This is a genomic window from Aquabacterium humicola (genome assembly GCF_030167915.1).
In the GTDB taxonomy this organism is placed as follows: domain Bacteria; phylum Pseudomonadota; class Gammaproteobacteria; order Burkholderiales; family Burkholderiaceae_C; genus Pseudaquabacterium; species Pseudaquabacterium humicola.
Genome location: NZ_JARGNB010000001.1, coordinates 1,142,945 through 1,158,271 on the forward strand (window position 1 = coordinate 1,142,945; position 15,327 = coordinate 1,158,271).

Here is a 15,327-nt window from a genome sequence, read left to right on the forward strand (position 1 = left end):
CGCCGGTGCCGGCGCACCGATGAACGTGCGCAACTTTCCGACGGCCGAGGAGGACGCGCACCTCGTGCACGAGAAGAGCCGCTACGGCGGCCCGGAAAGCAGCTACAAGCTGGCCTTCACGGACACCGAGTTCCTGCTGCGCGAAGAGCTGCGGCCGGTGCGCATGCAGCTGGAGCTGCTGAAGCCCGAGGTCGTGCAGCACGAGCACGGCATCGAGTCGACGATCGTGATCTTCGGCTCCGCGCGCATCCTGCCGCCGGAGGTCGCCCAGCAGCGCCTGGACCAGGCGCGCGCGACCGGCATCGAGCAGAACGAACGCCGCGCCGAGGCCGCCGTCGCGATGAGCCTGTACTACGAGGAGGCGCGGCGCTTCGCGGCGCTGGTCACCGAGCGCTCGCGCACGCTGGACACGCCGATCTACGTCGTCACCGGCGGCGGCCCCGGCATCATGGAAGCGGGCAACCGCGGTGCGTTCGACGTCGGCGGGAAAAGCATCGGCCTGAACATCGTCTTGCCGCACGAACAGGAACCCAACGCCTACATCACCCCGGAGCTGTGCTTCCAGTTCCATTACTTTGCTCTGCGCAAGATGCACTTCGTGATGCGCAGCATCGCGCTGGTGTGCTTTCCCGGCGGCTTCGGCACGCTGGACGAACTGTTCGAGGTGATGACGCTGATCCAGACCGGAAAGAGCCGGCGCCGGCCGATCCTGATGTTCGGACGCGCGTTCTGGGAGAAGCTGATCAACTGGCAGCACCTCGTCGACACCGGGATGATCAGCCCGGGCGACCTGCAACTCTTCCACTTCGTCGAGACCGCCGAGGACGCGTGGTCGCGCCTGGCCGAGCACTACGGCTTCGACGCGACGCCGACGATCACCGGCGCCTACGCCGAAGACGTCTGACGGCGCAGCGTCAGGATCGCTTCCAGCCCGCCGCCCTCGCGCTTGCGCAGCACCAGCCGTGCGCCCAGCGCGTCGGCCAGCCGCTGCACGATCGCCAACCCCAGGCCCGAGCCGCCGCGGGCCGGATCGCGCGACGCATCGATCCGCACGAAGGGCCGCAGCACGTCGGCGAGCTGCGCCTCGGGAATGCCGGGGCCGCGGTCGCGCACGGCGATCACCACCTCATCGGCGGACGGTTCCAGCGCCAGTTCGGCGTCCCCACCGCCGAACTTCAGCGCGTTGTCGAGCAGGTTGTCGACGATGCGCTTCAGCGCCAGCGGCCGCGTCGGCCAGACCAGCGCCTCGTCCGGCGGCTGCCAGGCGATCGCCTGGCCGGCATCGGCGCGCTCGCAGGCCAGCGCATCGAGCAGCCCGGCGATGTCGACCGGCTGCAGCACTTCCGTGGCCGCATGCGCGCTGCGCGCATAGGCCAGGCCCGCTTCGACGAGGCGCTGCATCTGGTCGAGGTCGGCCTGCAGCCTGTCGCGCAGCGGTTCGTCCGCCAGCTGCTCGCAGCGCAGGCGCATGCGGGTGATCGGCGTCTGCAGGTCATGCGAGATCGCGGCGAGGATCTGCACCCGTTCGGCGATGCGCTCCGCGGTCTGCTCGGCCAGGCGCTGCTGCATGGTGTTGAACGCGGTCGCGGCGGCGCGCAGCTCGCTCGGGCCCGTCTCGGGCAGCGGCGGCGCGGCCGGGTCGTCGCCGAGGCGGCGTGCCGCGTCGGCCAATGTCGCGAGCGGGCGGGTGACGAGCCGCGCGGCCACCGCCACCGCGGCGCCGATCACCAGTGCCTGCAGCAGCCAGCGCCAGCGCGCATCGGCGTCGAGGCGGATGGCCGCTTCGCGCATCACCAGCCAGCCCGACAGCCCGTACGCCGCCAGCAGGCCGGTCACCAGCACCAGCGCCACCCTGCCCCGCAAAGTACGCGGCCAGGCCATCACCCCAGCGTCCCCGCCGCCTGCACCTCGGCGCAGAACACGTAGCCCTCGTTGCGCACGGTCTTGATCAGCCGCGGCTCGCGCGCATCGTCGCGCAGGCGCCGCCGCAGCCGGCTGACCAGCAGATCGATCGAGCGGTCGAAGGGGTCGGCATCGCGGCCCTGCGTCAGGGTCAGCAGCTGGTCGCGGGTCAATACGCGGTTCGCGTGGTCGAGCAGCACGCGCAGCAGGCGGTACTCGCCGCCGGTCAGCGCCACCAGCGCGCCGTCACCATCGAGCAGATGGCGCGCGGTCGTGTCCAGAGTCCAGCCGGCGAAGACCAGGCGCCGCGCATCGTGCCCCTTCTGCAGGTTCGGCGGCAGCGCGCGCGTGCGCCGCAGCACCGAGCGGATGCGCGCCAGCAGCTCGCGGCTGGCGAAGGGCTTGGCCAGGTAGTCGTCGGCGCCCATCTCGAGGCCCAGCACGCGGTCGGCCTCGTCGCCGCGCGCGCTCAGCATCAGCACCGGGATCTGCGGCGCATCGCGGCTGCGCAGCTCGCGGCACAGCGCGAGGCCGTCGTCGCCCGGCAGCATCAGGTCCAGCACGACCAGGTCGACCGGCTGCTGCGCGAGCACGCGCCGCATCTCGCGGCCGTTGCCGGCGGTGCTGATGCGGTAGCCCGCCGCGCGCAGGTAGTCGCCCAGCAGCCCGAGCAGGGCGCGGTCGTCGTCGACCAGCAGCAGGTGATCGGGGGTGGACATCGGGCCGTGAGCGTAGGCCGCCGGAACCCCGGCGGCGCGGCCGTTTGTATCGCAGTTTGTCTGTACCGCCGCACGACACGCGCTGCGACCGGCGCGGGGGTCGCCGAACACATCGGCGATACGGCCGGCCGCTGCAATGCGGGCTCGTCGATCCCTTTCCGGAGCCCTGCAATGACCAAGACCTCTTCCAACCTCACGATGCGCGCCGCCGCGACCTTGCTGCTGTCGCTGGCCGCGCTGACCGCGTTCAGCGCCGCGCACGCCGCCGACCCGCGTGGCCGCTACATCACCGCCAGCGGCAACCTCGAGGTCGAGGTCGCGCCCTGCGGGGAGGCCTGGTGCGGCACCGTCACCCGCGTGCTGGCGAACCGCTCGATGAGCGGCAGCGGCGCGATGCAGGCCGCCGACGGCCGCGACCCGATGGGCTTGGGCGTCCTGAAGGACTTCGTGCCGACCGCGTTCGACGCCCCCGCCGCGGACGGCACGCCGCAGCCGACACAGTGGCGCGGCGAGATCTACAACCGCGAGAACGGCAAGCACTACAGCGCCCTGATGTCGCTGGACGAACGCGGCGACCTCGTGCTGCGCCCCTACGTCGTGCTGCCGCTGTTCGGCAAGACGCAACTGTGGACACGGGTGGCCGCCTCGGCCACCGCGACGCGCTGAAGGCGGGCGCCAACCATGACCGACACCCTTCCCGCGTGGAACCTCGCGCTGGCCGCCGCGGCCGGCGTCGCGACGATCGCCAGCCCCTGCGTGCTGCCGGTGCTGCCGCTGCTGCTGGGGGCCGGCAGCGGCGGGCCGGCGGCGGCGCGCGCCCGACGCTGGCGGCCGCTGGCGCTGGTCGCCGGCTTCGTGCTCGGCTTCGTCGCCCTGGCGCTGGCCTTCGGCGCCTCGGCGCAGGTGCTGGGCGTGCCGGCCGAACATGTGCGCCAGGGCGGCGCGCTGCTGCTGATGCTGGCCGGCCTGGCGATGGCCTGGCCGGCGCTGGGCGCGCGCCTCTTCGCACCGGCCGAACGGCTGGCCGAAGCGCTGCAGCGGCGGCTGCCGATCGCGCCCCAGGGCCTGACCGGTGCGGCCTTGCTGGGCCTGGCGCTCGGCGTCGTCTGGGCGCCCTGCGCCGGCCCGGTGCTGGCCGCGATCCTCGGCCTGCTGGCCGGTGCGCAGCGCGCCGAAGCCGCGCCGCTGCTCACCGCCTATGCGATCGGCGCCGGTGTGCCGATGCTGGCGATCAGCGGCGGCGCCGGCTGGATGCTGGCGCGGCTGAAGCCGGTGGCGCGCCACGCCGTGGCGGTGCGGCGCGCGCTCGGCGCGCTGGTGGTCGCGACGGCGGCCGCGATGCTCGCGCAGGTCGATGCCCAGGCCACCGCGTGGCTCGCGCAGCGACTCTCGTCCCTCTCATCCGTGAGCGAACGCCTGGCCACGACGATCGCGCTGCCCGATGCCGAAGCCGCATCCGGGCGCGGGGCCGGCCTCGGCAGCCCGGCCCCGGACTTCACCGGCATCGAGGCCTGGCTGAACACCGACGCGCCGCTGACGATGCCAGGGCTGCGCGGCAAGGTCGTGCTGCTGGACTTCTGGACCTTCGGCTGCATCAACTGCGTGCGCACGCTGCCCCAGCTGCGCGAATGGCACCGGCGCTACGCCGACCGCGGCCTGGTGATCGTCGGCGTGCACACCCCGGAGTTCGCGCACGAACGGCCGCTGGCTGCGCTGCAGGCCGCCGTGCGCCGCCACGCGCTGGCCTATCCCGTCGCGCAGGACAACGGCTTCAGGACCTGGAACGCCCACGGCGTGACGGCCTGGCCGACGCAGATCCTGATCGACCGCCGCGGCCGCATCGCGCTGCGCCACATCGGCGAGGGCGACGAGGCGCTGATCGAGCGCCGCATCGAGGACCTGCTGGCCGAGCCACCCCCCGCGCCGTGACTCCTTCGGCCGCGCACCGGCGCGGCGGCAGGCGGCAGCACATTCTGCGGCCTGGGTTACCCGCGACCGTTGGAAGTTCGGCGGGGCTGCGGCAAGAATGCGGCCCCATGAACAAGCGAGTCACCCTGATCGGCGCGCCGACCGACATCGGCGCAGGCAGCCGCGGCGCCAGCATGGGCCCGGAGGCGCTGCGCGTCGCCAACATCGGCCCGATCCTCGAGAGCCACGGCCTCGAGGTGGTGGACCGCGGCAACCTGATCGGCCCGGCCAACCCCTGGCAGACGCCGGTCGAGGGCTACCGCCACCTCGCCGAGGTGGTCGAGTGGAACCGCCTGGTGCACGAGGCGGTGCATGCGGAGCTCAAGCTCGGCCGGCTGCCGATCCTGCTCGGCGGCGACCATTGCCTGGGCCTGGGCTCGATCAGCGCGGTGGCGCGCCATTGCCGCGAAGCCGGCAAGAAGCTGCGCGTGCTGTGGCTGGACGCGCATGCCGACTTCAATACCAGCGAGCTGACGCCCAGCGGCAACGTGCACGGCATGCCGGTGGCCTGCCTGTGCGGCTACGGCCCCAAGGAACTGATCGAGATCGGCGGCCAGGTGCCCGCGGTGAATCCGAAGTGGATCCGGCAGATCGGCATCCGCTCGGTCGATGCCGGCGAGAAGCGCTTCGTGCACCAGGTGGGCCTCGAGGTCTTCGACATGCGCTACATCGACGAGATGGGCATGCGGCACACGATGGAGCTGGCGCTGGCGACGATGGACGCCAACACCCACCTGCACGTGAGCTTCGACGTCGACTTCCTCGACCCGGACGTGGCGCCCGGTGTCGGCACCACCGTCAAGGGCGGGCCGACCTACCGCGAGGCGCAGCTGTGCATGGAGATGATCGCCGACTCGGGCGCGATGGCCTCGCTCGATGTCATGGAGCTGAATCCGGCCCTGGATGTGCGCAATGCGACGGCGCATGTGGCCGTCGACCTGATCGAGAGCCTGTTCGGCAAGAGCACCTTGATGCGGGCCTGAGGGCCCGCCACGCGGGCCCGTTATTCCCGCTCCACCCGCAGCACCGGCATCGTCGTCACGTCCGCCACGCCGTCGAGCCGCGCCACCGCGTCGCGGTGGGCGTTGAGCTCGCTCATCGAAGCCACCGCCAGCTCGACCACCAGGTCGATCTCGCCCGACACCGAGTAGCAGCGCCGCGTGCCCGTCATCGCATTGATGCGCCGGATCGTGTCCGGCAGGGGTGTGCGCAGCAGCCGCAGCAGCAGGAAGGCGCGCACGCCGGCCGGCGCCAGGTCGTCGGCCAGCTCGGCCCGATAACCGCGGATCACGCCGGCGGCCTCGAGCTTGGCGATGCGCTCGCGCACCGAGCTGCGCGCCAGGCCGACCTCGGCCGCGATCGTCTTCAGCGGCAGACGCGCGTCGCGGGTCAGCAGGTTCAGCAGCTGGCGGTCCTTGTCGTCCATGCGGGGGTGGCGGTTCGGCGATGAAAGTGGCGGTGCAGGCCGTTCAAACGGCGGCCGCGCCACGCGCGGCGCCGTGACACGATGCACCGATGCATCGTAGAGCAGCCGCCATGGGCCTTCTTGCCGCCTCCTCCGCCGGTGTCAGCGCCGGTGCCAGCGCCGGTGCCAGCGCCGGCGCCAGCGTCCCTGCCGACGCCGCAACGCCGCCGCGTGCCACGCACCGCGCGCACCACCCCACCGCGGTCTCGTACTGCCAGGCCCACGAGGTGCGCGGCGCGACGCGCTGGCTGTACGTGAGCGGCCAGGTGCCCGCCGATGCCGAGGGCCGGGTGCCCGCCGACTTCCGCAGCCAGGCGCGCCTCGCGTGGGCCAACGTCGAGGCGCAGCTGAAGGCCGCCGGCATGGGCTTCGACGACCTGGTTAAGGTCACCGTGTACCTCGCCGACAGAAAGTGGCGCCAGCAGAACTACGAGGTGCGCCACGAGGTGCTCGGCGGCCGCACGCCGGCGCTGACGATCCTCATCGCGGGCATCTACGACGAGGCCTGGCTGCTGGAGATCGAGGCGGTGGCGGCGGCATGAAGCCGGTCGGCATCGCACTGGCGCTGCTGGCCGCGGCCGTGATCGCCGCCGAACCGCCGCAGCCGCGCCGCTGGACACCCGAGGCGATCGCCAGCGACGAGTACGAATCGTCGCCCACTTTCTCGCCCGACGGCCGCGAGCTGATCTTCATGCGCGCCGACCCGAGCTTCAGACGCTACCGCCTGCTGCTGTCGCGCTGCGTCGACGGCCGCTGGACCGCCCCCGAGCCACCGCCCTTCGCCGCCCCTTCGTCGGTCAGGCCGGTGAACGAAGGCGACCCCTTCATCAGCGCCGACGGCCGGCGGCTGTACTTCATCTCGACCCGTCCTGACCCGCCTGAGCGCCCGCCCGGCCGCGACGACTTCGACATCTGGCGTGTGCACCGGCAGCCCGACGGCGCCTGGGGCACGCCGCAGCGCCTGCCGGCGCCGGTGAACTCGAACGCCTCCGAACTGCTGCCGCGCGAAGACGCGCAAGGCCACTTGCTGTTCGGTTCCCATCGCCCCGGCGGCTTCGGCCAGGGCGACATCTGGCGCGCGAAGCCGCAGAGCAAGGACGGCAGCCGCTGGTCGGTCGCCAACCTCGGCGCGCCGATCAGCAGCGCGGCCAACGAGTACGAGGCCGAGCTGTCCCGCGACGGCCGCACGCTGGTGCTGGTGGTCGACCGCGGCGACCGCTCGCACCTGGTGCGCTTCACGCTCGATGCAGCGGGCCGCTGGGTCGACAAAGGCCGCGTGCCGGCGCGCCCCGACGTGTTCCAGGTCGGCCCGCTGCTGTCGCCGCGCGCCGAGCGCCTGCTGTTCGCGCAGGCCGACGGCGCGCAACCCACGCGGTCCGGCGAGCTGTTCCTGATCGACCTGGTGCCGAACGCCACCGAGGACTGGCCGCCGCGCTGCGGGTCCTGATCCGACCGTCGAACATTGGACGATCAGTCTCGTTCGATGGACTGAACGGCACCTTTCGTCGACCTGCGCGACCCACACTGGCTCCCGTGCGCTGTTGCACGCCAGACATCCACGGAGAGCCTCCATGTCCCGCATCCCCCTCGTCGACCCCGCCGCCACGACGCCCGACCGCGCCGCGCTGCTGCAGCAGATCCACCAGGCCTTCGGCGCCACGCCGGCGATGTTCCGCACCGTCGCGCAATCGCCGGCCGCGCTGCAGATGATGTGGAGCGCGTTCGGCGCGCTCGGCGGCGGCACGATCCCGGCGAAGCTGGGCGAGCAGATCGCCGTCGCGGTGGCCGATCGCAATGCCTGCGAATACTGCCTGGCCGCGCACACCGCGCTCGGGCGCAAGGCCGGCGCCAGCGCCGCCGAGATGGCCGCCGCGCAGGCCGGCGAGTCGGCCGATGCGAAGACCAACGCCGCGCTGCGCTTCGCTCTGAAGCTGGTCGAGCAGCGCGGCCAGCTGGCCGACGGCGATGTGCCGGCCTTGCGCGCCGCCGGCTTCGGCGACCCCGAGATCGTCGAGATCCTCGCGCACGTGGCGCTGAACCTGTTCACGAACTACGTCAACGTCGCCTTCGCGGTGCCGGTGGATTTCCCGGCGGTGGCGCTGCGCCGCGCGAAGGGCTGACGGACGAGCGGCGCGGCCGGTGCGGGCGCCGCGCCGCTAGCATGCGGGGCTCCGGATCACTTCACCGCCCGCATGCCCGACGCCCACCCGGCCGAATGGCCGGCCCCGCCCCCCACGGCCGCGCCGCCGGTCGCCCGCCCGTGATGACGCGCCGCGCCGCGCTGCTGCTCGCCGCGCTGTGGCCGGGCTTCGCCCGTGCGGAGGACCGCGCGCTCGAGCTGCAGCTGCAGCTGGAAGACCACGAGCGCCGCCCGCTCGCCGGCGAGGCCTTGCGCGTGGTGCTCGGCAACGGCGGCGACTGGCGTGCACCGGGCGCCGGCTATCCGCTGCGCACCGATGCGCAGGGCCGCGCCGGCTGGACCGGCACCGTGCCGCGCGAGACGCGCATCAAGCGCTGGGTCAGCAACTACGTCGACACGCTGCTGTCGCTGCCGCAACGGGTCGACTGGATCCAGGTCGGCGTCGAGCTGCCCTTCCTCGGCACGCCCTGCCTCTACACCACCGAGCTCGACTGGTTCGCCGACCGCTCGACCGGCGTGCACTCGACCGCCGGCGCGTGGTGGGCTGACGAGCGCGGCCGCTTCACGCGCGGCGCCGAGTGGGTCGAAGCCTCGCGCGGCTGGCGCCTGCCGCTGGCCGCGACGCAAGGCCTGCTCAGCACCACGCTCGGCCACGAGTTCGCGCACGCCAGCCTGATGCCGGCCGACGATGCACCGTCGCGCTGGCAGCTGAAGCTGCAGATCCGGCGCGCGGCCGCGCCGGTGCGGCGCTGAACGCGTGCGCGCCGCCGGATACCCGCTCTGCGCCGCCGTGCTGGCCACCTTGGCAGGCACCGCGCGGGCCGAACCCGGCTACTACGTGCACGCCCCGTACGACCTCGCCGGCGTGACGACGCTGGAACTGCGCCACTGGACCACGAAGGCCCGCGGACGCGGCGAGCGCGTCTGGCCCGAGCTGGCGATCGGCCACGGCCTCAACAGCCGCTGGCACACGCAGCTGCTGGCCAGCTTCGTCGGCCCGTCGAACCTGCGCACGCGGCTCGACCTGTGGCGCTGGCAGAACATCGTGCAGCTGACGCAGGGCGAGTGGCCGGTCGACGTCGCGCTGCTCGGGGCGCTGGTGCGCCCGGCCGAGCGCGCCGACGGCCACCTGCTGGAAGCGGGGCCGCTGCTGCAGGGCGACCTCGGCCGCACGCGCTGGAACCTCAACCTGCTGTTCGAGCGCCGCCTCGGCGCCGAAGAACACCGGCCGACCGAGCTGAAGGTGCAGTGGCAGCTGCGCCACCGCTGGCAGCCGGCGCTGCACGTCGGTCTCAGCGGCTTCAGCGAGCTCGGCGACTGGAACCACTGGCTGCCGCGCGACCGACAATCGCACCGGGCCGGGCCGGCGGTCTTCGGCACGCTGCCGCTGGCCGGCGGCACCACGCTGCAGCTGGACGCCGCCGTGCTGCGCGGCGCCACCTTCGGCCAGCATGGCCGCATGGTCACGCTGCGTGTGGCAGCCTCGTTCTGAACCACCGACTGGGAACCCCCCGCCATGGCCGAGCACCGCATCGAACACGACACCTTCGGCGACATCGCCGTGCCCGCGCAGCGCCTGTGGGGCGCGCAGACGCAGCGCTCGCTGCACCACTTCGCGATCTCCGAGGAGCGCATGCCGCGCGAGCTGCTGACGGCGCTGGCGCAGGTCAAGCGCTCGGCCGCGGTGGTCAACCGCGCACTCGGGCAGCTGAAGCCCGAGACCGCCGATGCGATCGTCGCCGCGGCCGACGAGGTCATCGCCGGCCAGCACTGGGACGAGTTCCCGCTGTCGGTCTGGCAGACCGGCTCGGGCACGCAGAGCAACATGAACATGAACGAGGTGCTGGCGAACCGCGCGTCGCAGCGGCTCGGCGGTGCGGTCGGCGAAGGCCGGCTCGTGCATCCGAACGACGAGGTCAACCGCGGACAGTCGTCGAACGACGTCTTCCCGACGGCGATGAACGTCGCCGCGCTGCAGGCCATCGTCGAGCGCGTGCTGCCGGCGCTAGCCGGCCTGCGCGCGACGCTGGCGGCGAAGGCGGCCGCGTTCGCCGACATCGTGAAGATCGGCCGCACGCACCTGCAGGACGCAACGCCGCTGACGCTGGGCCAGGAGATCTCCGGCTGGGTCGCGCAGCTCGACCATGCCGCAGGCCACCTGCGCGCCGCGCTGCCGCACCTGTCGGAGCTGGCGCTCGGCGGCACCGCGGTCGGCACCGGGCTCAACGCGCATCCGGAATTCGCGCGCCGCGTCGCGCAGGAGATCGCGCGCCTGACCGGCCACCCGTTCGTCACCGCGCCGAACAAGTTCGAGGCGCTGGCCGCGCACGACGCGCTGGTGTTCGCGCACGGCGCGTTCAAGACGCTGGCCGCGGCGCTGAACAAGATCGCCAACGACGTGCGCTGGCTGGCCTCCGGCCCGCGTTCGGGGCTCGGCGAGATCACCATCCCGGAGAACGAGCCCGGCTCGTCGATCATGCCCGGCAAGGTGAACCCGACGCAGTGCGAGGCGCTGACGATGCTGTGCTGCCAGGTCATCGGCAACGACACCGCCGTGGCGATGGCCGGCGCGTCCGGCAACTTCGAGCTCAACGTCTACAAGCCGGTGATCATCCACAACCTGCTGCAGAGCGCGCGGCTGCTGGCCGACGGCCTGCGCAGCTTCGACACCCACTGCGCGCAGGGCATCGAGCCGGACCGCGAGCGCATCGCCGAGCTGGTGCAGCGCTCGCTGATGCTGGTGACCGCGCTGAACCCGCACATCGGCTACGACAAGGCCGCGGCGATCGCCAAGAAGGCGCACCGCGAGGGCACGACGCTGCGCGACGCGGCGCTTGCGTCCGGCCATGTCAGCGCCGAACAATTCGACCAGTGGGTCGACGCCTCGGCCATGGCCAATACCACGCGATGACCCAACCGATGACGATGAGAACCGTGCCCCTGGACTTCGCCCCCGCGGTGCAGCCGCTGCAGCCCGCCACCGCCCACATCTGGTGTTATGCCTTCGTCGACGGCCGACTGCTGCTGCCGCAGCCGGAAGGCTCGGCCTTCGCGCCGCAGGACGGCGCACTGCTCGAGACCTGGCCGGCCTCGAGCCGCCACTACCTCGGCCGCCTCGACGGCCTGGACTGCTGGGCCGCGCGCATCGACGCGGTGCCCGAGGGCTGGCGCAGCGTGCCGCTGCGCGCGGCGATGATGGCGATGAGCGAGCCGCTGCTGCTGGTGGCCAGCCGCGCCGCGCAGGTGCTGGAATGGGAGCGCACGCACCGCTACTGCGGCGTCTGCGGCACGCCCACCGAAGGCCAGGCCAGCGAACGCGCGCGCCGCTGCCCGGCCTGCGGCCACACCGCCTACCCGCGCCTGTCGCCGGCGATGATGTGCCTCGTCACCCGCGGCCGCGAGCTGCTGCTGGCGCGGGCGGTCAATTCCGTCACCGGCTTCTACAGCGCGCTGGCCGGCTTCGTCGAGGCCGGCGAATCGCTGGAGGACTGCGTGCACCGCGAGGTCGCCGAGGAGGTCGGCCTGCAGGTGAAGAACCTGCGCTACTTCGGCAGCCAGAGCTGGCCCTTCCCGCACAGCCTGATGGTCGCCTACACCGCCGAATGGGCGGGCGGCGACATCGTGCCGCAGGCCGACGAGATCGCCGACGCGCGCTGGTTCGCGCCCGACGCGCTGCCGCCGATCCCGCCGCGCTTCTCGATCGCCGGGCACCTGATCCGGGACACCTTGGAGGCCTTGCGCTGACCTTGCGCTGACGGACAATCGCCGCGGCGGACCCCAAGGGAGAACAAGACAGGTGAGCGCCGAGCAGGATCGATTCCGGAGCTGGCTGGAAGGGCTGGGCCTCGCGCAGTACACGGCCGCGTTCGCGCAGAACGACGTCGGCTTCGATGCGCTGCCGCACCTGTCCGATGCCGACCTGAAGGAGCTCGGGCTGTCGCTGGGCCACCGGCGCCTGCTGCAGCATGCGGTCGAGCAGCTGCCACGCCGCAGCGGCGGCAGCATCGCGCCGGCCGCAGCGGCGCCCGACGGCCGCGGCGAGCGGCGCCAGATCACCGTGATGTTCTGCGACCTCGTCGGCTCCACCGAGATGTCCTCGCGGCTCGATCCGGAAGACCTGCGCAGCCTGATCCATGCCTACTACTCGTCCTGCTGCAAGCTGATCGAGGACTCCGGCGGCTTCATCGCGCGGGTGATCGGCGACGGCATCCTGGCCTACTTCGGCTACCCCGCGGCGCGCGAGGACGCGGCCGAATGCGCGGTGCGCGCGGGCCTGCGCATCGTCGAGCGGGTGGCGCAGGAGCACGTGCACGGCGTCGGCCGCATCGACGTGCGCATCGGCCTGGCCACCGGCCTGTCGGTGATCAGCGACATGGTGGGCATCGGCTTCTCCGAGCTGCACGCGGTGATGGGCCAGGCCCCCAACCTGGCCTCGCGCGTGCAGTCGCTGATGCCGCCGAACACGGTGGGCATCGCCGACGAGACGCGGCGCCTGGCCGGCGGCTTCTTCGTCTATGCCGACCACGGCCAGCACGTCGTCAAGGGCATCGAGCAGCCGGTGCAGGTGTGGCGGGTGATCGGCGAAGCGCGCGCCGGCGCGCGCTTCGACGCGCAGCACGCGCCGCACACCGATTGCATCGGCCGCGATGCCCAGCTCGATGCGCTGCAGCGCGCGTGGAGCGATATCCGCAGCAGCGGCTGCCGCATCGTCACGCTGCTCGGCGAGGCCGGCATCGGCAAGTCGCGCCTGTTGCGTGCGGCCAGCGAGCGCCTCGCCGCGCCGGGCACGCTGGCCGTCTTCATGCAGTGCTCCCCGAGCCAGGCGACGACGCCGCTGCATCCGCTGATCGACTGGCTGCGCCGCGACAGCGGCATCACGCCGCAACAGTCGGCGCCCGACAACCGCGCGCGCCTGCAGGCCTGGCTCGGCGCCGATGCCAGGCCGACCGACCTGCCGCTGGTGGCCGAGCTGCTTGCGGTGCCGCTGGACGACGGCCAGGCGCCGCCCGCGCTGCCGCCCGAGCGCAAGCGCCAGCTGACGCGCGACGTCGTGCTGCGCCACTTCGAGCGCCACCTCGCGACAGCGCCGGCGCTGCTGATCGTCGAGGACGCGCACTGGATGGACGGCGCGACCGAGGACTTCCTGGTCGCGCTGTTCAACGCGCTGCGCAGCCGCGCGCTGATGGCCATGATCACCGTGCGCCCCGGTTATCCGAGGCGCTGGCTCGATCTGCCGATGGCCAGCACCTTCACGCTCGAGCCGCTGCCGCCGGCCGAGGCACAGCGCCTGGTGCAGGCCGCCTGCCGCGGCCAGCGCCTGCCGCCGCAGGTGATGGACGAGATCCTCGCGAAGACCGACGGCGTGCCGCTGTTCATCGAGGAACTGACGGCCACCGTGCTCGAGTCCGGCCTGCTGCAGCAACAGGGCGATGCGCTGGTGATGGACCGCCCGCTGCCGGCGCTGGACATCCCGTCGACCTTGCGCGACAGCCTGATGGCGCGGCTGGACAGGCTCAGCGACATCAAGGACGTCGCGCGCGTCGCCAGCGCGATCGGCCGCGAGTTCAGCTTCGCGCTGCTGGCGCAGGTCAGCGAGAAGCCGGTGAACCGGCTGATCGCCGCGCTTGACCGCCTGGTCGAGGCGCAGCTGCTGTTCCAGAACGGCGACCCGCCCGAGGCCGACTACGTCTTCAAGCACTCGCTGGTGCAGCAGGCGGCCTACGACAGCCAGCTGCGCAGCGACCGCCAGGCGCTGCATGCGCGCATCGTGCGCGCGATCGAGGCCCACCAGCCCGAGACCGCGCGGCTCGAGCCCGGCCTGATGGCCCACCACTGCGAGCTGGCCGGCCTGACCGACCGCGAAGTCGACTACCTGCAGGCCGCCGGCGTCGCGTCGACACGCATCGTCGCGATCCCCGAGGCGCTGTCGTACTTCCGGCGCGCCGATGCCGCGCTGGAGCGGCTGGAGCCCAACGCCCGCAACGCGATGCGCCACATCGCGGTGATCCTCGGCATGATGGAAGTCGGCCGCTTCGCGATCCTGCCCAGCAAGCTGCGCGCGCTGAGCGCCCGCGCGCGCACGCTGGCGCAGCTGGACGGCGTGACCTGCGACGACGCGGTGATGGCCTCGATCCTGTTCCAGGACGCGCGCGCGCGGCTCTACTCCAGCCGCTACGCCGAGGCCTGCGAGATCTTCCGCGACATGCGGCGGCTGGGCACCGAACACGGGGCACCGGCGATCGAGCGCAAGCCGGCCTCGGCCTTCGCGATGGCGCTGTGCTGCCAGGGTCGCTTCAGCGAGATGCTGGACTTCGTCAACGAGGACGGCATCGGCTACTACAAGGCCTCGGGCAGCTTCATCGACTACATCTCCGGCCTCGGCTGGATCGCCTATGCCAGCTGCCAGACCGGCGCGATCGAGCGCGGCCTGCGCTGCGGCGACCTGTCGGTGCAGGAGGCGACGGGCGTGCAGTCGCAGATCTACCTGGCCGGCGCCCACATCTGGCGCAGCCACGCGATGATGGCCCTGCGCCGCCTCGACGATGCGGTGGCCGACGCGACGCAGTGCGTCACGCTGGCCGAGCAGCATGCGGTGCCCTACCTCGGCTGGCACGGCCTCGTCTTCCTCGCGCTGTGCCAGTGCCGCCAGGGCGACTACCCCGGCGCCAGCGCCTCGCTGCAGAAGGCGCGCGGGCTGCTGGCGCAGGTGGAGGACGGCTGCTGGTCGCTGCTGGACTACCTGCCGGCGATCGAGGCCGAGATCGCCGCGCACGCCGGCGATCCGGCACGCGCGATCGCCGCCGCCGACGAAGCCATCGCCATCGCCACGCCGATCGGCGGGCACTTCGCCGAAGCCATCGCATGGCGCGCGAAGGCGATCGGCTTGCTGCAGCACGGCGGCGACGTCGGCGCCGCCCAGGCCTGCCTGGACCGCGCGATGGCGCGCCACGACGAAGGTGATGCGCAGGCCGAGCGCGCGTTCTCGTCGCTGGTGTGGGCGCAGGCGCTGGTCACGGCCGGCCATGCCGCGCGCGCGCGGCCGTGGATCGACCAGGCGACGAGCCTCGCGAAGCGCCACGGCTTCACGCTGGCGCACTGCGAGCACGGCGCCGCTGCGCTGCTGTGACGCGCTG

15 protein-coding genes are annotated in these 15,327 nt (G+C 72.7%); 12 read left to right on the forward strand and 3 right to left on the reverse strand.

The genetic code is table 11. The annotated features are described in order from the left end of the window. Positions 1–19 precede the first annotated feature (19 nt). Complete coding sequence (locus P1K89_RS05060) at positions 20–904, forward strand: LOG family protein (protein WP_284616312.1); 885 nt, start codon at positions 20–22, stop codon at positions 902–904. Here P1K89_RS05060 and P1K89_RS05065 read toward each other — a convergent pair. Both P1K89_RS05065 and P1K89_RS05070 read right to left on the reverse strand, forming a co-directional pair. Beyond that, positions 886–1,881: an ATP-binding protein gene (locus tag P1K89_RS05065; RefSeq protein ID WP_284615277.1), complete on the reverse strand. Its 996-nt coding sequence runs from the start codon at positions 1,879–1,881 to the stop codon at positions 886–888. The two genes, P1K89_RS05060 and P1K89_RS05065, sit on opposite strands and share 19 nt — an antisense overlap. Then, complete coding sequence (locus P1K89_RS05070; RefSeq protein WP_284615278.1) at positions 1,881–2,621, reverse strand: response regulator; 741 nt, start codon at positions 2,619–2,621, stop codon at positions 1,881–1,883. The genes P1K89_RS05065 and P1K89_RS05070 overlap by 1 nt, the downstream gene beginning before the upstream one ends. 171 nt (positions 2,622–2,792) lie before the next feature. Between P1K89_RS05070 and P1K89_RS05075 the strand changes: the two genes are divergently transcribed. The 3 genes from P1K89_RS05075 to rocF all read left to right on the forward strand — a co-directional run bounded on the left by P1K89_RS05075 (position 2,793) and on the right by rocF (position 5,572). Continuing rightward, positions 2,793–3,287: a DUF2147 domain-containing protein gene (locus tag P1K89_RS05075; protein WP_284615279.1), complete on the forward strand. Its 495-nt coding sequence runs from the start codon at positions 2,793–2,795 to the stop codon at positions 3,285–3,287. 15 nt (positions 3,288–3,302) lie between these two features. Then, the gene (locus P1K89_RS05080) at positions 3,303–4,550 is read left to right on the forward strand and encodes a cytochrome c biogenesis protein/redoxin (protein WP_284615280.1); all 1,248 of its coding nucleotides are present in this window, start codon (positions 3,303–3,305) and stop codon (positions 4,548–4,550) included. A 107-nt stretch (positions 4,551–4,657) separates the two neighbouring features. Then, positions 4,658–5,572: an arginase gene (gene rocF, locus P1K89_RS05085; RefSeq protein ID WP_284615281.1), complete on the forward strand. Its 915-nt coding sequence runs from the start codon at positions 4,658–4,660 to the stop codon at positions 5,570–5,572. Positions 5,573–5,592: 20 nt separating this feature from the next. On the opposite strand, the gene P1K89_RS05090 is transcribed toward rocF, so the two are convergent. Further along, a complete protein-coding gene (locus tag P1K89_RS05090; RefSeq protein WP_284615282.1) occupies positions 5,593–6,015 on the reverse strand; it encodes an Lrp/AsnC family transcriptional regulator in 423 nt (140 codons plus the stop codon). A 110-nt stretch (positions 6,016–6,125) separates the two neighbouring features. Between P1K89_RS05090 and P1K89_RS05095 the strand changes: the two genes are divergently transcribed. The 8 genes from P1K89_RS05095 (at position 6,126) to P1K89_RS05130 (ending at position 15,320) form a co-directional block, all read left to right on the forward strand. Further along, positions 6,126–6,596, forward strand: coding sequence for a RidA family protein (locus tag P1K89_RS05095; protein ID WP_284615283.1), 471 nt, complete (start codon positions 6,126–6,128; stop codon positions 6,594–6,596). After that, entirely contained in the window at positions 6,593–7,501 is a 909-nt protein-coding gene (locus P1K89_RS05100) for a TolB-like translocation protein (RefSeq protein ID WP_284615284.1), read from the forward strand. The genes P1K89_RS05095 and P1K89_RS05100 overlap by 4 nt, the downstream gene beginning before the upstream one ends. Before the next feature lie 124 nt (positions 7,502–7,625). Next, positions 7,626–8,174 carry a carboxymuconolactone decarboxylase family protein gene (locus P1K89_RS05105; protein WP_284615285.1) on the forward strand — a complete coding sequence of 183 codons (549 nt, stop codon included), beginning with the start codon at positions 7,626–7,628 and terminating at the stop codon, positions 8,172–8,174. Positions 8,175–8,317: 143 nt separating this feature from the next. Further along, the gene (locus P1K89_RS05110) at positions 8,318–8,947 is read left to right on the forward strand and encodes a hypothetical protein (RefSeq protein WP_284615286.1); all 630 of its coding nucleotides are present in this window, start codon (positions 8,318–8,320) and stop codon (positions 8,945–8,947) included. A gap of 37 nt (positions 8,948–8,984) precedes the next feature. Continuing rightward, positions 8,985–9,686 carry a hypothetical protein gene (locus tag P1K89_RS05115; protein ID WP_284615288.1) on the forward strand — a complete coding sequence of 234 codons (702 nt, stop codon included), beginning with the start codon at positions 8,985–8,987 and terminating at the stop codon, positions 9,684–9,686. A gap of 24 nt (positions 9,687–9,710) precedes the next feature. Continuing rightward, positions 9,711–11,105, forward strand: a complete 1,395-nt coding sequence (gene fumC / locus P1K89_RS05120; protein ID WP_284615289.1) for a class II fumarate hydratase — start codon at positions 9,711–9,713, stop codon at positions 11,103–11,105. 14 nt (positions 11,106–11,119) lie between these two features. Continuing rightward, complete coding sequence (nudC, locus tag P1K89_RS05125) at positions 11,120–11,938, forward strand: NAD(+) diphosphatase (RefSeq protein WP_284615290.1); 819 nt, start codon at positions 11,120–11,122, stop codon at positions 11,936–11,938. 52 nt (positions 11,939–11,990) lie between these two features. Next, positions 11,991–15,320 carry an AAA family ATPase gene (locus P1K89_RS05130; protein ID WP_284615291.1) on the forward strand — a complete coding sequence of 1,110 codons (3,330 nt, stop codon included), beginning with the start codon at positions 11,991–11,993 and terminating at the stop codon, positions 15,318–15,320. The last annotated feature ends 7 nt before the right edge of the window (positions 15,321–15,327 follow it).

Excerpts from the sequence above, each read along its gene's own strand:
- P1K89_RS05060 (WP_284616312.1), top strand. The coding sequence starts at position 20 with ATGAACGTGCGCAACTTTCCGACGGCCGAGGAGGACGCGCACCTCGTG.
- P1K89_RS05065 (WP_284615277.1), bottom strand. The coding sequence starts at position 1,881 with ATGGCCTGGCCGCGTACTTTGCGGGGCAGGGTGGCGCTGGTGCTGGTG.
- P1K89_RS05070 (WP_284615278.1), bottom strand. The coding sequence starts at position 2,621 with ATGTCCACCCCCGATCACCTGCTGCTGGTCGACGACGACCGCGCCCTG.
- P1K89_RS05075 (WP_284615279.1), top strand. The coding sequence starts at position 2,793 with ATGACCAAGACCTCTTCCAACCTCACGATGCGCGCCGCCGCGACCTTG.
- P1K89_RS05080 (WP_284615280.1), top strand. The coding sequence starts at position 3,303 with ATGACCGACACCCTTCCCGCGTGGAACCTCGCGCTGGCCGCCGCGGCC.
- rocF (WP_284615281.1), top strand. The coding sequence starts at position 4,658 with ATGAACAAGCGAGTCACCCTGATCGGCGCGCCGACCGACATCGGCGCA.
- P1K89_RS05090 (WP_284615282.1), bottom strand. The coding sequence starts at position 6,015 with ATGGACGACAAGGACCGCCAGCTGCTGAACCTGCTGACCCGCGACGCG.
- P1K89_RS05095 (WP_284615283.1), top strand. The coding sequence starts at position 6,126 with ATGGGCCTTCTTGCCGCCTCCTCCGCCGGTGTCAGCGCCGGTGCCAGC.
- P1K89_RS05100 (WP_284615284.1), top strand. The coding sequence starts at position 6,593 with ATGAAGCCGGTCGGCATCGCACTGGCGCTGCTGGCCGCGGCCGTGATC.
- P1K89_RS05105 (WP_284615285.1), top strand. The coding sequence starts at position 7,626 with ATGTCCCGCATCCCCCTCGTCGACCCCGCCGCCACGACGCCCGACCGC.
- P1K89_RS05110 (WP_284615286.1), top strand. The coding sequence starts at position 8,318 with ATGACGCGCCGCGCCGCGCTGCTGCTCGCCGCGCTGTGGCCGGGCTTC.
- fumC (WP_284615289.1), top strand. The coding sequence starts at position 9,711 with ATGGCCGAGCACCGCATCGAACACGACACCTTCGGCGACATCGCCGTG.
- nudC (WP_284615290.1), top strand. The coding sequence starts at position 11,120 with ATGAGAACCGTGCCCCTGGACTTCGCCCCCGCGGTGCAGCCGCTGCAG.